The following is a 16668-nucleotide window of genomic DNA, read 5'->3' as shown; positions in this document are numbered from 1 at the left end:
GGTCTGTCTATCGTGCACGTCATTCCGTCCTAGGCCGGATCGATGCGGTCAAAGTCCTTGCGCACCACTTGACCCTGCAATCAAATTTCAAGCAACGTTTCCTCCACGAGGCAAAAATCCAAGCCAAGCTCCGGCATCCGAATATAGCGGAGGTCTATGACTGTTTCAGCAGCGGTGACCAATATTGTATCTCCATGGAGTATGTCGACGGGCTACCGCTGAACCGACTTTTAAGCGTAGGGGTCCTCGGCGAGGACAGGTTACGGAAAGTTTTCACGCAGATCCTCGACGCCATGGCTTTTTCCCACCGGCAAAATGTCGTCCACAGGGATTTGAAAGGCTCCAATCTCATCATCACTCCTCATGACGAGGTAAAGATCGTGGATTTCGGAATCGCAAAAATCATCGATGACCAAGCCGATCTGACCATGGCCCAGGACCAGCTCGGGACCACCCGTTACATGGCACCGGAGCAGATCCTGAATTCCGCCGTGACGACCGCCACAGACGTTTATGCACTCGGCATTCTCCTGTATGAATCTGTCACGGGCCACGTTCCTTTCGAGATGTTCTCTGATTACGAGATCAAAAAAGCGCATATAGAAACAAAGGCCGACGACCCGAGGGAAAAGGCTCCGTATGTATCAGATGCCTTAGCTAAACTGATGATGGAGTGTTTGAATAAAAAGCAGGCTGATCGCCCCCAGACAGCCGGGATCGTCCAAGAAAGATTCAAAGAAATCTCCCCCCTTTACACGGACATTCCACCCGTGGTCGCAGATCATCCCACTAGTATCCGCTCAGAGGGTAGTATTTTTATTCCCGAAGATAAGCCAAAAGCTCCGGTGAAAAAAATGCGCAAATATACGGTGTTTGCCATTGTTGTGGGTGCCATTTGTCTGATCGCCGGACTGATCATGATCCTTAAAGAGTCTAAATCAGGAAACCCCTCAAAGCCTTTGCCCGGTACGTGGGGGAGCACAAATACAGCTCAAGCCATTTCCCATGCTGCTGGCGACATTTCTAGCAATTCCGTCACACAGGCCGCCCTTTCCACAGGTGAAGAAGTCCGTGAAATGGCGGGGGAATCGGGGTTAACCAATGAATCCGGTGCTACCACCGGTGGCTCAAATGCAACCGCCCAAACCATCCAAAATGCCGCCACGACAGCCTCCCCTTGGGATCCAAATAAATTACTCACGCTTGAAGATGTCATCAGGGTTTCCGAGGCCCACACCCAAGATACCATTTCCGAAAACCTCATCACTGTCGAGGCCCATACCGCCAGCTGGGAAAATTATCCAAAAAACTGGCGGGTGACCTATTACACGCAGAATTCCCCTACAAAACGTAAAACCGTGGTATGGGAAAACGGACAATATGCCCGTGTCTTGACCAGTGTGAGCCCTCCCATCGCTAATAACCAGAAATTGATTTTCTTAGAGAAAAGCCTCGCCATCGATAGTGATGTGATCCTGGAAAAAGCGAATGAATATGCGCTGGGAAAAGGTTACAAACCCGAGAATGTAAAAATGACGCTAGAAAAATCAAACGAAGATAGTGTTTCCCCCTCGTGGATTTGCGAACTGTACGCTAATAAACGGCGGATCATGACCCTGCGCTTTTCCGCGCAGACCGGCGAAATCCTTTCTGTAAAATAACCATGCCGCTCGCGACTGATCATGAGCCCACGATTGCCGCGATTTCGACCCCACCCGGAATCGGGGGTATCGCCATTATCCGCATGAGCGGCACCATAGCGCTGCAAATTGCGCAGCGGATTTTCCGTCCGAGGAACTCGAGAATATCTTTTGATTCTTTCCCCACAGGAAAAACGGTTTTTGGCGAAATCCATGATTCCGGCCAATTGCTCGATGAAGCCGTAGTCATTTTTTTCCGTAGCCCCCATAGTTATACCTGTGAGGATTTAATCGAGATCAATTGCCATGGCGGCCCGGTCAATACACGCCTCATTCTCGATCTCACCCTACAAAACGGCGCGCGCCTGGCCGGGGCCGGGGAATTCACCCGCCGTGCTTATCTCAACGGGCGTATCGACTTGACCCAGGCCGAAGCCGTCGCGGATTTGATCCATGCAAAAACCCAACGTGCCGGGCGCGTGGCGGCTTCCCAGCTCCAAGGTGCCTTAACCCGGAAAATCGAGGTGGTCCGAGATGAGCTGATGCAAACCCTGGCACACCTGGAAGCGCATATTGATTTCCCCGATGAAGACATTTCCCCCGACACGAGGGCAAAACTACACGGGACAATCATCAATGCGCAGCAATTTGCTCAGAGCCTCATCCGCTCCAGCCGTAACGGGCGCATTTTGCGTGAAGGCCTGCGCACCGTCATTACGGGTGAACCCAATGTCGGAAAGTCTTCCCTTTTTAACCTCCTGCTCGGCAGTGACCGTGCGATTATCACTCCTTTGGCCGGCACCACACGGGACACGCTAGAAGAGATTTTGAGTATTGACGGGGTCCCCCTCGTCCTCATCGACACTGCCGGCATCCGGCACACCGAGGATGTGATCGAGGCCGAGGGGATCCGGCGCAGCCAGCAAGCAAGGGAAGCCGCTGAGCTCATCCTCGAAATCCGGGATGCCCGCGAGTTTGTCCAGACCGGAGCAGATGTCGCCACAAATCCTGACCCGCGCAATTTGTGTGTGTGGAATAAATCAGACCTGCTGGATGACCAGCAAAAGAAACTCCTCGATGTGAATGGGATTTTTGTCTCCGCGCAAACAGGCGAAGGTATCGAGACCCTGAAAAAAACGATCTTAGAAAAAATCGGATTCCAATCCATGGATGCTGGGGCAGAAGAATTCCTGGTAAATACCCGCCAGCGCGATTGCCTGATGCGAGCCGTGAAGTCATTGGACCATGTCCTCTCGTCTTTCGAGGCTGACCAGCCACTTGAACTCATCACGATGGACCTGCGTAGTGCATGCTCAGTCATCGGTGAGATCGCCGGGAAAACCTCGACCGAAGATCTCCTCGACCGCATCTTTTCCTCATTTTGTATCGGAAAATAACGGGAAGAATCGTTACTCTTCCCGTCGAATGCCATAACAGATGAGGGACATTTTATTTTCTAAAATATCCCCATCATTTTTCTTTTGATAAACTTAGCGTTACGCACCTTGTAAAGCTTGCCCTCCGCGGGGAGGCCTCGCTTGTGCCGGAGGGCAGGGAGCGGTATATTGGTAGGCAGGGTCAATCGCTTGTTTACGTCTAATCTCATTGATTTCCAGCCATGTCCCGATCAAACCCTTTGTCGCGGGCAGATCATGTTTGATCGCCTTGTGCAATTTGCCCAGATTATAACAAGGTACAGCCGCATACATATGGTGCTCTGTATGATAATTCATGTGCCAATAGAGGAACTGTACCACAGGATTGAGGGTGATCGTGCGACAACAAAGGCGGAAATCGGGAACTTTGTCAGTCAGGCCAATATGTTGGGTATTGTTACACAGCAGAAAAAGCCAGCCGCCGTAAAACTGATTTAATGTCACCAGCACAGGTACGAGCCACCATCCGAAATAGAGGGAGACAATCACGATAATAGCGTGTCCGACCAACATTGTCCGGGCCCAGTGAATGGGGACTTTTTGTTTTTGAGGGGCCGTGTCCGGAAAAAGTTTTGTTTCCCATTCCCCACTGAATTTCCCGCAGGCAATACGGATCACATACTTAAAATGTTCATAGAGCGAGACGAGATTCACAAAGCCGAATTTAAAAAAGTTAGCCCAAGACCAGGGATAAGGCAGGGTGACTTCCAAATCGTCAGGTTGATGGAGGGTATAACGGTGATGGCGCAGATGACTCGTCTCGAACAGGGGGAAATTAATCCAGCCGAGGAAAGACAGGACACGGACAAAAAGCGAATTCATCCATTGGGTTTTAAATACGGTATTATGGCAGAGCTCATGGACACCATTGATCATAAAAGCGCAAACCATACCGTGCAGAAAGACAAAACCCACCGTCGCGTACCACGGCCACCCGGAGTGGAATGACCACAGCGAGATTGCCGCTGTCAGAGCCATGAGGCCGACATAGCCGAGTGTCTGGGATAGAGCCAGAAAGTCACTGCGTTTATGGAGTTTCTGCAGGAGTTTTGGATCGATTTTTGTCCGGTACCAAGCAATAGCCTGGCCGCTTTTCTGCTCTTCGACATTCAAATCTTTTTCATCAGCCATCAATACTGTTTCTTCACTCATAGGGTCACCTTTGATTAGTTTGGGGATGGAACAACATAACATGCTTCACATGCTTTGCGTTTGTGCTAATATCACGATACGAATTCATACATGTCGCAACGCATTATCATCGATCTCCGTCCCCTTGGCATCCCGGAAGTCCCCGTCCTGGGCCGTTATGATTACAGGCAAGCCCAGGCCGGTCTCCTGACCCATGCCCACCGTGATGTCATGGAGATTTGTTATCTCGCCAAAGGCCGGCAGACATATCGTGTCGGTAAAAATGACTACGCTCTGCGGGGGGGTGATGTCTTTATGACCTTTCCGGGGGAAGAACACAGCACAGGGGAAGCACCGCAAGAAAAAGGCAGCCTTTATTGGTTTCATATCTTATTACCCAAAAATGCCGGGCCATTCCTGAACTACAGCCGTGAAGATAGCCGCAAATTGCTCCACGCGCTCCAGACCATCCCCCACCGGCATTTCCCCGGACACCCCCTTTTAGGGAAAATCCTCGATGAAATCCTCAAGGTTTCTGAAATACAATCCCCCCTCCAAAAGATCACACTCCAAAACCGTGTCATTGATTTCCTCCTCAAAATCATCGATTGCTCCCGGGAAAATCCACGCCAAACCATCTCGCCAGTCATCAGCCAACTCATGCGTTATATCGAGGCAAATGCCCACCAGACACTTCCTTTGGGAGTCCTCGCGGCACGCATCCGCCTTTCCCTACCGCGCTTGAAAATCCGTTTTAAAGAGGAGGTCGGCATTCCTCCGGCTGAATATGTCCTGCGTTGTAAAATAGAAGAAGCCAAGAGACGGTTGACCAAATCAAAATCAAACGTCATTGACGTGGCTATCGACTTGAATTTTCCTTCATCCCAGTATTTTGCCACTGTCTTCCGCAGATATACCGGGCTTAGCCCGACACAATTCAGGACAAAACTCCTGATTGCAGCAAATGAGCGTTAGAAAACGCCCCTAATTTTTCGGGGCTGACAAAAACACTTCGCCCAGCCATTTTTGATTAATCTTACGCGAAGTACCGTCCCGGGCCATTTCATCAAGTGTATCCTGCCACTTGTTAATGACTTTCTGAGGAACATCCTTTGAAATAGCGATATAGAGCGGCAGCTGCTCGAGTGTCGCGACCTTGCGCACACTCTCGCGACCTAATCCCTCTGCATTGATCTCAGCCATGGCACTAGCCTCTGTCATGGCCAGAATATCGATCTGCCCGGTCATCAAGGCTTGAACGGCATCTTTGGAGGTGGGATAAAGCTGGAGGTTTTTGAACCCCAGCTTTTTGAGGCTGTGTTCGGAATACCATCCATTAATCGTTCCTACTTTTAGTTTCTTCGCTTCATCAAGTGTTACGGTTTTCAAATCCGACGAGGATTTAACTAATGCTACCAGCTCGGCAATCACGATCGGCCCGACCCAATGGAATTCCCCCATGCGGTCATCCGTACGCATCATACTGAAAAGAATGGTGTTCGGCCCCTGTTTTGCTAATTGATAGGCCTTATCCCATTCCATGACTTGGATTTTGCCTGTGCCCCCGGAGCGTTTAATGATTTCCGTAACGGCTTCTGCTGAATAACCGGTTACTTCTCCGTTTTGTGTAAAATTAAAAGGGGGATCTTCTTCGGTTAAAATCCGGTAGGTACCCTGTGCCTGTGAAGTAGCCAGTAGTCCGAAAAAAACGAGTGCCAAGAGGGAAGAGTATTTCATTGTCATAATTTTATTTAAACTTAACCGAGGGTTCACTTTTTAAATATCCAAGACCATTCCAACCAAGGATCGAGCAATAGTTCAAACAGAAAAAAGATACCTACATCGCCTCAAGCTCTTTACCCTTGGTTTCTTTGACATATTTCCAGACGAAGAAAAAGGAAATGACAGACATTCCCCCGTAAATCATATAGGACGCCCCCAGTCCTATCCCGGCAAGCATCGGGGGAAAAGTCGTGCTCACGGCAAAATTTGACACCCATCCGATGCATGCTCCTAAGGCCAAGCCCGCCGCCCGTATCCTGTTTGGGAACATTTCACCGAGGAGCACCCAGACAATCGGCCCCCAGGAAGCTCCAAAAAAGAAGACATAGATATTTGCCGCCAAGAGGGTCACGATCCCCATGGATCCACTCAAGACAGGGGCCCCGTCTGCCCCTTTTGTCGCAAACGAAAAACAGAGGGCCATAGTCAATAAGGCGGCAGCCATTCCGATACTCCCAACGATCAAAAGCGGTTTACGCCCTATTTTATCAATAAAGGCTATGGCAATCAGGGTCGTGAGGATATTGACCGCCCCCGTAATGACCGTGATTTTCAAGGCGCTGCCTTCACCAAATCCAGCCGCCTGCCAAAGTGTGCTGCTGTAATAGAAAATGACATTAATCCCGACAAGCTGCTGGAATGCCGCCAAGGCAATCCCAATCCAAACAATCGGTAACAACCCAAGAGCGGACCCTCTCAGGTCGCGCATGTGCGGTTTACTCTCAGCATTCAAGGTTTGCTGGATTTCCAGGACTTTATCCTGGGCCACTTTTTCATCACCAAATAAACGGGTAAAAACGAGTTTCGCATCCTGTGTGCGTCCCACAGCCATCAAGTAACGCGGCGACTCTGGAATAAACGCTACGGCGATCCCATAAAGGATGGCAGGGGGAAGCTCAGTGAGGAACATCCATTTCCATGCCGGCAACCCTAACCACCAAGGATTCTCGGCTGATCCTCCGGCCGCATCAGCAATGACAAAATTCAATAAAAGGGCAATAAATATACCAGTAACAATCGCAAGTTGCTGCATACTCCCCAACCGACCGCGCATACTGGCCGGGGCGACCTCCGCGATATAGGCAGGAGCCAAAACACTCGCGGCCCCGACCGCGACCCCACCTAATACTCTCCAAAAAATAAAATCATAAATCGAAAAAGGTAATCCTGACCCGATCGCACTCGCTGCAAAGAGTCCCGAACAAATCATCATGGAACGCACCCGCCCGATCTTGTCAGCCAAAGGTCCAGCGGCAAAGGCCCCCACAGCCGAACCTAAAAGCGCCAGGGAAACAGCTAATCCCGTCGCCCATTCACCAATTCCAAAATAATTCTTCATAGCCAATACCGCCCCATTAATGACCGCTGTATCAAACCCAAATAAAAATCCGCCTAAAGCAGCGGATGCGACAATCATGATGATGAATTTGACTTTTGGTGTGCCTTGGGACTCGATATTAGGGATCATAAATGAGGGAAGTTAATTTTTAATATTCTTACTTTACACTTTTTTCTTTGAGTTTGCCAAATGAAATTATTTTTTATTCAGGCAGCTTGTGTTTTTATATTTGCTTGGGCAGTGCCGAAAGTCTCAACCCCCGTCCCACCACACAGCCCTATGTCGCTACACTTTCGCACAATGCCAAGGAGGCAAGGACGAGAGAACACAAAGGAACTAATCTATATTACGGACTTTGTATGGCACTTGGTTATTCCGCGTCCCACCGTTTTCTTACTTCATCAATATAAAAAACAGCGCGACAATAATCGTCGGTGGGATGGCCCATATCGCCAGCCAAAGCGGGGAGACCCCGTTCTCAAAATATTTCGAAAGGATAGATTGCCCGGCGGGATTCGGCGCATTGGCGATGACAGTAAGTCCGCCACCGGTCACCGCCCCGGCGACGACAGCGTAACGCAAAGTCTCCGCCAATAGAGGGTCGGTTGTGAGTTTCGGATCCAAAAGAGGGACTTGTGATGCGAGGAATGTGATGGCTGCATTATCATTAAATGCGGTGAGGATAGTGGCACCGATAAAAAGAGGGACCTCACCCAAATGCGCCAGCACGGGGCCCAGCCACCACTGTTGCAAAGAACCAAAAATCACTATGCCGCCAAGGAAGAATCCCACCATGAGTGAGGAACGCAGCTGCACAGGATTCTGATGCGTCATGGTCGCTTCGGTAAAGGCGAGGAAAAAGAGGAATCCCCCGATGAAAAATACCGGATGATGCAGGGTGAAAACCGTCCATGCCACAAAAAGCAAATGTGTCGTGGTGATCCAGTGGGGAATAGGCAAATTGCGGTCGGCCCAATAACCCACCACCCCATGCGCATCCGCCGCTTTTTCCTCCGGGGTCTCCTTGGTCAGGCGGACAAACTCCTTCCGAAAAATCACAAAATAGATCAAAGTCGAAACGACGATCCCCAGTACCGCTTTCCATCCAAAGTGAGTAAACATATATCCCATCGTCCAGTCCCACTTTCCCGCCACCATAACGACCGGTGGTGCAGCAAAATGCGTGAGGGTACCTCCGACCGAGACATTCACAAAAAGCAGCGAAATCGTCGCGTACTTGAGTGTTTCCGATGGCCGGTAATAATAAAACTGTTTCGCTAAAAGCAGGGCACCGATCGTCATTGCCCCCGGTTCGGTAATGAATGAACCCAATAAGGGCGCAATCATCAGGATCGAGAGCCACCAAGCGGCTATAGATGCTCCGCCGATTGAGGCGAATTTATGCAGAAAAGACTCCGCAAACCGGACAACCGGCCGCGTCGAGGCGATGGTCATAATCACCACGACAAATAGCGGTTCGGTGAAATTCACCCCATCAAGATAATCAAAAACCGCATCCCCTCCATAAAAGAGAGTGATAATGATTAATAGAGGAACACACCAAATCCCGAAAACTGCTTCGATCTCCCCGAGAAAATGGAAAAGTTTCCCTTTGAAACTGGTAATGGCTGGCTGGTCGATATAACGACCAAAATGCCCGCCTTCATGTTTCTGTTTCATTTTATGTTTGTACTCTTCATCATAGTGGTGGGCGATGGAGCGGAATTTACCCGCCATAAATGTGTGTATGATCGCTCCGAGGAAAAGCAAGGTAGCCACAAGGTTAAATGGTTCTTTCTCGACACGGTTTTTCAGGACAGCGGACACAGACTCGATATGACTATCCCCGTAGCTATCGACCGACCGGGGAATCAAGGCAGGAGTGGAATCATGGCCGTGCTCAGAAGTAGCGGCCAGCAAAGGAAAAACATACAAAAACGAAAAGGAGAGGACTGCGATTAAAGCCAGCTTACGGATATTAATGCTGTAACTCATATATGGCGCGCCAGACTATGGGCGCAAGAGCAGGCCGTCAAGCTACGATCACTCTCGCCTTGGAGATAAATCCCATAATCGGTTAACAAAATCACCGTCACAGGCGGCGTCTGCTATCACACCTACTTTATCAAAATGAAACAAAGGGCGACAATGACCGTGGGTGGGATGACCAAAACCGTAAGCCATAACGGGCACACACCTCATACGCGGTACAGACTATCGACCTCTGAAGACGCTCTCCACACGCATGATATCAAATCAATGCAGTACGACCAAAGTCTTTTAGTCCACTTTTTTGGTGCTCTGGATGATCACCGCATTATTTTTTACCAGTTTACGATATACGACCATGACAAAAAGATGTCCACCGATGGGAATCGTCACTAACAGAAAAAGAATGGCCAAAATAATTTTTAACCCGCTGATTTCCTCGTACAATCCCACACCCATCCCCATCTGTAAAAGGATAATTCCCAACGTCATCGACTTGGTCAAAGCATGGGAACGGGCAAGGGCATCAGTCAAACGCACCACGCCGATGGAACCAGCGAGAATAAAGACGCACCCGGCAAAGATAAATATCGAAGAGAGAATATCGTAAAAATTCATTTCTCTTCCTCCGATTTCACTTTTATTTCGTCTGTTTTTTTCTCATCAAGCAATTCATCCGTCCGGTGAAGGTAAAAAACAAAAGCTACCGTACTGGCAAATCCCATGAGGCAAAATATCAGGATCAAATCTTGAAAAAGAACCGTCTGACGCGTGATCGAAAAAAGGACAATGAGCCCGATCACACAAACTGTGATCATATCAAATGATAACATTCGGTCCACGACCGTAGGCCCTTTGAAAAGTCGATAGAGCCCGCAAAATATCGAAATAATGAGCATCCCGTAACAAATGGCGTAAAAAATGGTCATAGGGGTGTGTCCTTGTGACGGGTAAATCCGAGAATGTTATTCCTCAGAGTGGTTGTAATCTCCGAGGAGACGGCCTCGGGATCGTCGAGTTCGAGTACGTGGATGACCAATGTCTTATCGTTATCCTCCAAGTCTGCCGGGGTCGTGCCCGGGGTCAGACCGATACTGTAACTGAGAATAATGATTTCCACCATACTCAAACCCGTGACGTCATAACGCAAAAAGCCCGACTTTATTTTCTGAGGATCACGTATGACGGATATCCAAGCGACATTCACCGACGAAGCCAAAAAAGCCCATGTAAAAATCAGTGTATATTTAAAAAAGGCGATGCCCCGGTAAATATAGGAGTAACTCTGCAGGGCAGGCTGAAAAAGATAAAGTAATACAAACCCAATAAATATCCCCACGACAAATGAACCCAATGAAGGTTTGTCACTGAGCAAAAGCCAAAGAATCGTGATGGATAAATGAAGGACGAAACTTTTCATAACGCTCCTTCCTTACCCTGTACTGTGAGAACTTTTTGGATATAGCCCTGCTGGTCGAGTGCCGTATTGGCCGCCGTCTCCGCCAAGCCGATGAAATATTCCGCTCCCAAACCAATCACCAAGGAAATCGCTGTCATGACAGCGATTACGGCTGTCATTTTTACCCAACGTCGATCTGATGATCGCACGGGAACATCCGTCGATTCTTTCCAAAATGCTCCATTCCATATTTTAAGCATACTCACCAGAGTCAAAATGCTGGCCAGTACGGAGGCAGCCACAGGGATCCACTGTCCTTGCTCGATTCCGACAACGATAATCATGTATTTACCCCAGAACCCACTCAAGGGCGGAATGCCCGCCAGTGAAAGAGCCTGACAGAGAAAGAGCACTCCCAAGAATGGCGCTTGTTTCCATAAGTTTCCCATAAAATCTAAATCATCACTTTTATTAAGCAACGCGGCTGTCCCACCAATCAGGAAAAGCGTCGATTTAACAATGATATGGTGCATGATATAAAATATAGCAGCGGCCACCGATAGTGGGGTGAAAAATCCAATGGCCAAAACCATGAAACCGATCTGGCTCAAGATGTGATAGGAAAGAATTCCCCGAATAAAGCCCCGAGACAAGGCTCCTAACACCCCAAAAATCATCGTCGCCACCGCTAACCATATCAACGCCGTGTAAATGTAATGCAAATTGTGTGGTAATACCGTTCCCAACATCCGGATCAGCACATAGACCCCCACCTTGGTCAACATTCCTGAATAGAGCGCCGCCACCGAAGTGGGTAATGTCGGGTAACTATGAGGAAGCCAGAAATAAAGAGGGAAAAGTCCTGCTTTAACCGCGAAAACAAAAACGAGGACCGCTGCAAAAATGTCAATTCTTGGATCCGGCCCCATCTCACCAAAAATCCGGCACAAATCCGCGAAATTCAGAGTTCCGGTCAACCCATAACAAAGACCGACTCCTACCAGAAAAATCGCGCTCCCAAAGATATTAATGACCAGATACGGAAAGGCGTGTTTGATATCCCAATCATCGGCCTCAAGAGTCAAAAGGGCATAGGAAGAAATGAGCATGATCTCAAATCCAACAAATAAATTAAACAGGTCACCCGTACAAAAACTTAAATTGATTCCCATCACCAGAAACTGCATCAAAGGTAACCTCATCGGGTGCCCCACCCGGATCGGGGTCTCAGCAAACCCGTAAAGGATCGCCGCCAAAGCGGTCAACGAACTCAAAACTAACATAATCGCTCCCAACAAATCCACCGTGAGCATGATCCCAAAGGGCGCGCCCCAATTACCCAAGGGCAGAATCAAAAGTTCTCCGCCTTTGGTTTTGTCGACTAACCAAAGAGCAATGACTAGCTGGAGAAAACCGGAAACAGCATAAAGGATCCGGCGGCTGAAACCCGGCTTTAACCAGATCAACCCGATCAACGCTGTGACCAGAGGAATGACGACAGGCAGGAATAGTTCTTTAGCGATCATTTTCTTTGGTCCAGCTCCTCATGGTAAAGGTCTTTGGCACTGGTCGTTTTAAAATCCAGAAATAATCGATATAAAAGCAATACCATATAGGCGATCGTCCCAAACCCGATCACAATAGCGGTCAATATCAAAGCCTGAGGTAACGGATCCACCATAGGAACCCCTTGGCCGTTGATAAAAGGCTCCACCGCATTGTCCGGGCACCCAGACATAGCCAGAATCAGGAGGTTAGCGGCATTAGAGAGGATCGCGATCCCAAAGAGGATTTTAACAAAACTCTGATTGAGCATCAGGTAAATGGCGCAAGTAAACATCACTCCGATGAGAATAGCGGTATCTATTTGCATGACTTTTCCTCTTTCTTCTCCAAAAAATCCTGATCGTCCGCATCCACATCATCACCCTCAATCGGCGACTCTAGAATCGAGTAATACACCGCTTCTTCCTCACGAACCAAGGCATTGATCCGGCTGGTGGATTGTGTCAGGACAAAAATAATTTTTGTGCAAATCCCCACCACTACGAGAAATACTCCCGTATCAAGAAGGAGAGGAGTCCCCACGGCTGTTTTTCCCAAAAGGGGAAGCGTCCAATATGTATTGTATTGCTGCATGAATGGGTCGCCTATAAAAACAGGAATCAAGGCACTCATCACGGACAACGTTAGACCGGTAAAAGCAATTCGCGCGGGATCCACGCGGGTGATGCGATAGATTTCCTCGACTCCCAGAGCAATGCCTAAAAGCACGAAGGAAATGGCAGAAACCAATCCCCCGATAAATCCGCCTCCCGGTAAATTGTGCCCACGCAAAAGTAAATAGATCGCCACGAGGTTCACGATAAAAAATAAAACCCTGATGACATTTGTATAAAGGAATGAATCTAGTTTTCTCATTAGTCCGCTTCCTCCGTATGCGCATTAACGATTCCTGATTGGCCAGTGGGCCCTTTATCATACTCCTCACGGCTCCGTTTCCGGCGCATGAGCAGCCCCAGACATCCTAGCATCGCCACGACGAGTACCGTGATCTCACCCAGAGTATCAAACCCTCGGAAATCAACAATAATGACATTAACCACATTGGCTCCCTTGGCCAGAGGCAGCGATTGCTCCAAGAAAAAGTCACCCACGCGATGTGCATTTGGAGCGGCGGTGGCTAGGAGAACCATGGTGGTTATGAATACACCCGCGCAAATTGAAATGACAATTTTAATGACCTCGCGGACAGGATTTGGCTGTGTGATATTTTCGCCTTCCTGCACTTTTTTAGTGAATCTCCCCATCAAAAGAAGGAGCAAAATCAATGTCACCGACTCAATGAGGATTTGTGTCAATGCCAAATCCGGTGCACGATAGAGGAAGAAATAAAAACTAACCAGGAAGCCCGACACCGAGAGGCAAAGCAACTGCGTCGTCCATTTTTTAAGAAAGACAACACCCAATACTCCTAAACTGATTAATATTGCCGAAAAAGTCCGTAGCAAACTCACGCTATTTTCTGGGCGCGGGCGGATAAGCTCAAAAAGCGTCGGGTATTGAATAAAAGCTGTAACGAGTGCTGTCCCTGTGACTAAAACAAAAAAACTCACGACAATCAAAAGGTAATCAAAAGGCTGATTTGATCGCAGGAGCCGCGTTACAGAATATGCCACGTAGGGGAGCTTTTCCACACACCAGTCAAACCCCTTATCGAGTCTCAACCATATCGGTAAATGTAAATGATCCATCCGTCGACCTGTCCAGAAAAGCGCAAACAAGATAAATCCCACCGCAAAAATCAAAAGGCTGGTTACGAGCATTTCATTCCATCCATGCCAGAGATGTAGGTGAGGTAAATTCATCTCATGAATACCGGGAACCAAAAGCCCATTCCATAAAGGCTCAGAAAGTGCGGGGAAAACTCCTAAAACGACAGCCGCCACCGCCAAGATCGCCGGAGGCAGGGTAAATAATGCAGAGGGTTTGTGGAAATGATGCTCGATCCCTGCCGCCGGTGATGGTTTTCCCCAGTAGAGCGTCCAGACAATGCGGGCTCCGATGATAAATTTAATCGTAGCGCCCACGGCAAAAGCACCCAGAATAGCGACAAAAAACCAAGTATTTTCTTTGAACTCAAAAATCTCATTAATATACAGCTCTTTACTGATAAACCCGATCGTCCCGGGTATTCCTGCCATCGTCGCGCAACCAATGATCACCAGCAGACTCACCACGGGCAATTTGCGCGCGCATCCGCCGATGCGATTAAGGTCTCGGGTGCCGAGGGAATGATCGATAATTCCCGCAAGCATAAAAAGTGAGCCTTTATAAAAAGTGTGACAGGCGATGTGCAGGTAGTCATGGACGACGAGTTCATCGGCCGCAAGCCCATAAAAAGCAATGAATATGCCGAGCTGACTGACCGTCATGTAGGCGAGCACCTGCTTGAGATCGGAGAAAAAGAGTGCCCAGATCGCGCCAATAAGCATGGTCACCATCCCTACCGATACGAGTAAGGGCATCCATGCGCTGCACTCGTTGAAAATCGGATAAATCCGTGCCGTGAGAAAGACCCCGAGCATGACCATCGTCGCCGAGTGGAGATAGGCACTCACGGGGGTCGGAGCCGCCATCGCATTCGGAAGCCAGAAGTAGAAGGGGAACTGGGCGGATTTACCGAATGCCCCGATTAATACTAGGAACATCACGATATTACCCCACTCCACCATCCATTGGATATCTATCCCGCGCTCGGTGATCTCGGTAATGCTGTAAGTGCCCACTTGTATCCCGAGCATAATGATCCCCACCATCATGATCAGCCCGGTCAATCCAGTCACCAAAAGCGCCATGCGCGCCCCTCGGCGGGACTCTTCCTTTTCGTAGTTAAACCCGATCAGCAAAAATGAAGAAATGCCGGTCAATTCCCAAAAGACAAAAAGAAGCATCAGATTGTCGGAAAAGACTGTCCCGAGCATCGAGGCCATAAAAAAAACCATATACGCGTAAAATCGCCCGTGTTCTTTCGCGTGGTTGTCCATATAGGAACACGCATACACTATGATCAGTATTCCCATCCCACTGACGACTAGGCCGTAGAAATGAGCCAGTCCGTCGGCCAAGATCGAAAAATTAATCCCCAATGATGGAATCCATGGCCATGAATAGACCTGTCCGCCCTGCGCTCCCACTACTAGCAAGTGCGTCAGGATCAGGACGAAGGAAAAGACTGGAAAAGACAACGCCATCCAACCAATCTTCGATCCCAGCTTTTTTCCGGCGAAAGCCAGCAAAAAGCCGCCGAAAAGCGGTGCTAATATGGCAAGTAGTAATAAAATCCCCATAATGACGTAGTGCAAAAAATCGTGGTTACCTCTTCACCCTCGCCCGGAGCTATATCCGGACAAGGCCCAGAGAATATGCATGGGAAAATCAAAAATACAACCAAAACCGGATAGGTTTTTGTTCTTCATTTTTTATCCGCACAATTCGCCCCAGAGGAGATAATTTCCAGAGAAAACCACTTTTTCGTATATACCTCGGGACAAGTCGATTTATCGACGTTACATTTCTGATCAATGAAAATCACTTTTACACTCTGGACCATTTTATCAGGACTCCTTTTTTGCCTAGCCCCCGGACTCAATGCGGTCACGAGTTCGATTAGTGAAACTGAATTAAAGAATTTTGACGAGAATTCCCCAGCCGTGCGCAAATTGATCAGCGAGAGTCTCGCGCTGTCGCGCCAAAAACTCGATTATAAATACGGTTCCGCCGATCCGGCTAAGGGCGGGATGGATTGCTCGGGTTTCGTTAATTATATTTTAATGAAACAGGGCTTACGCAATGTCCCACGCATGGCCAGCGACTTCTATCTCTGGGTCGAAAAAAGCGGCAATCTCCACCTTGTCGATAGTACCGATCCCAAAAGCCCGGAAATGAACCAGCTCAAACCCGGAGACCTCCTCTTTTGGACAGGCACCTATAAAGTCAAACGTTACCCTCCGATCACACACGTCATGATTTATCTCGGGCGCACAAAGACAGATAATAACCCCATCATGGTCGGTTCATCCGATGGCCGCACCTACCGCGGAAAATCCCAGTACGGGGTCAGCGTCTTCGATTTCCGTTTCCCAAAACCAAAATATGAAGGGAAAGCAAAATTCGTCGGTTACGGCCCAGTTCCCGGACTCGAAGAAATTTACCAGATCAAACATCCTTCCAAGCCCAAGCCCGCTCCCCCAATCGTGCCACCACCCGTGAAGACTTTATCAACCATTACAAATTTCACCCCACGACCCCTGCGCCCGAATGCTCCCACCCAGAAAGAAACCCCCTCTCGGCCAGAGATGGAACCTTTTATTACAAATTCCCCACCTCCGCCTCGTGTGCCCAGCCCCACCGTGGACACCGCCCCCACCGCCCAGTCATCTCCTCCTTAAT

15 protein-coding genes are annotated in these 16668 nt (G+C 48.8%); 4 read left to right on the top strand and 11 right to left on the bottom strand.

The features are described 5' to 3' along the window. A partial coding sequence (locus tag SGI98_13170; GenBank protein ID MDZ4744354.1) for a serine/threonine-protein kinase occupies positions 1 to 1661 on the top strand: 1661 nt, incomplete at its 5' end. A 2-nt stretch (positions 1662 to 1663) separates the two neighbouring features. Then, positions 1664 to 3037, top strand: coding sequence for a tRNA uridine-5-carboxymethylaminomethyl(34) synthesis GTPase MnmE (gene mnmE / locus SGI98_13165; protein MDZ4744353.1), 1374 nt, complete (start codon positions 1664 to 1666; stop codon positions 3035 to 3037). A gap of 99 nt (positions 3038 to 3136) precedes the next feature. Here mnmE and SGI98_13160 read toward each other — a convergent pair whose 3' ends face one another. Then, positions 3137 to 4228, bottom strand: a complete 1092-nt coding sequence (locus tag SGI98_13160; protein ID MDZ4744352.1) for a fatty acid desaturase — start codon at positions 4226 to 4228, stop codon at positions 3137 to 3139. A 90-nt stretch (positions 4229 to 4318) separates the two neighbouring features. On the opposite strand from SGI98_13160, the gene SGI98_13155 reads away from it, so the two are divergent. Next, entirely contained in the window at positions 4319 to 5182 is an 864-nt protein-coding gene (locus tag SGI98_13155) for an AraC family transcriptional regulator (GenBank protein ID MDZ4744351.1), read from the top strand. Positions 5183 to 5191: 9 nt separating this feature from the next. On the opposite strand, the gene SGI98_13150 is transcribed toward SGI98_13155, so the two are convergent. The 10 genes from SGI98_13150 to mbhE all read right to left on the bottom strand — a co-directional run bounded on the left by SGI98_13150 (position 5192) and on the right by mbhE (position 15581). Then, complete coding sequence (locus SGI98_13150) at positions 5192 to 5950, bottom strand: ABC transporter substrate-binding protein (GenBank protein MDZ4744350.1); 759 nt, start codon at positions 5948 to 5950, stop codon at positions 5192 to 5194. Positions 5951 to 6044: 94 nt separating this feature from the next. Beyond that, positions 6045 to 7457: a sugar porter family MFS transporter gene (locus tag SGI98_13145; protein MDZ4744349.1), complete on the bottom strand. Its 1413-nt coding sequence runs from the start codon at positions 7455 to 7457 to the stop codon at positions 6045 to 6047. A gap of 264 nt (positions 7458 to 7721) precedes the next feature. Continuing rightward, positions 7722 to 9323 (bottom strand): putative Na+/H+ antiporter, encoded by a 1602-nt coding sequence (locus SGI98_13140; GenBank protein ID MDZ4744348.1) that lies wholly within the window; start codon positions 9321 to 9323, stop codon positions 7722 to 7724. A gap of 285 nt (positions 9324 to 9608) precedes the next feature. After that, positions 9609 to 9935 (bottom strand): monovalent cation/H(+) antiporter subunit G, encoded by a 327-nt coding sequence (locus tag SGI98_13135; GenBank protein ID MDZ4744347.1) that lies wholly within the window; start codon positions 9933 to 9935, stop codon positions 9609 to 9611. Then, positions 9932 to 10246 (bottom strand): monovalent cation/H+ antiporter complex subunit F, encoded by a 315-nt coding sequence (locus SGI98_13130; protein MDZ4744346.1) that lies wholly within the window; start codon positions 10244 to 10246, stop codon positions 9932 to 9934. Before SGI98_13130 ends, SGI98_13135 begins: the two co-directional genes overlap by 4 nt. Beyond that, positions 10243 to 10737, bottom strand: a complete 495-nt coding sequence (locus SGI98_13125; protein MDZ4744345.1) for a Na+/H+ antiporter subunit E — start codon at positions 10735 to 10737, stop codon at positions 10243 to 10245. Before SGI98_13125 ends, SGI98_13130 begins: the two co-directional genes overlap by 4 nt. Beyond that, complete coding sequence (locus tag SGI98_13120) at positions 10734 to 12242, bottom strand: proton-conducting transporter membrane subunit (protein ID MDZ4744344.1); 1509 nt, start codon at positions 12240 to 12242, stop codon at positions 10734 to 10736. Before SGI98_13120 ends, SGI98_13125 begins: the two co-directional genes overlap by 4 nt. Continuing rightward, positions 12239 to 12589 (bottom strand): NADH-quinone oxidoreductase subunit K, encoded by a 351-nt coding sequence (locus SGI98_13115; GenBank protein MDZ4744343.1) that lies wholly within the window; start codon positions 12587 to 12589, stop codon positions 12239 to 12241. The genes SGI98_13120 and SGI98_13115 overlap by 4 nt, the downstream gene beginning before the upstream one ends. After that, on the bottom strand, positions 12580 to 13137 hold the full coding sequence (locus tag SGI98_13110) for an MnhB domain-containing protein (GenBank protein ID MDZ4744342.1): 558 nt from the start codon (positions 13135 to 13137) through the stop codon (positions 12580 to 12582). The genes SGI98_13115 and SGI98_13110 overlap by 10 nt, the downstream gene beginning before the upstream one ends. Beyond that, positions 13137 to 15581 (bottom strand): hydrogen gas-evolving membrane-bound hydrogenase subunit E, encoded by a 2445-nt coding sequence (mbhE, locus tag SGI98_13105; GenBank protein ID MDZ4744341.1) that lies wholly within the window; start codon positions 15579 to 15581, stop codon positions 13137 to 13139. The genes SGI98_13110 and mbhE overlap by 1 nt, the downstream gene beginning before the upstream one ends. Positions 15582 to 15800: 219 nt before the next feature. Between mbhE and SGI98_13100 the strand changes: the two genes are divergently transcribed. Then, positions 15801 to 16667 carry an NlpC/P60 family protein gene (locus SGI98_13100; protein MDZ4744340.1) on the top strand — a complete coding sequence of 289 codons (867 nt, stop codon included), beginning with the start codon at positions 15801 to 15803 and terminating at the stop codon, positions 16665 to 16667. Position 16668: the final 1 nt, after the last annotated feature.

It is taken from the genome of Verrucomicrobiota bacterium, from assembly GCA_034440155.1.
Classification (GTDB): domain Bacteria; phylum Verrucomicrobiota; class Verrucomicrobiia; order JAWXBN01; family JAWXBN01; genus JAWXBN01.
This window is presented reverse-complemented; position numbering and strand designations above follow the sequence as displayed.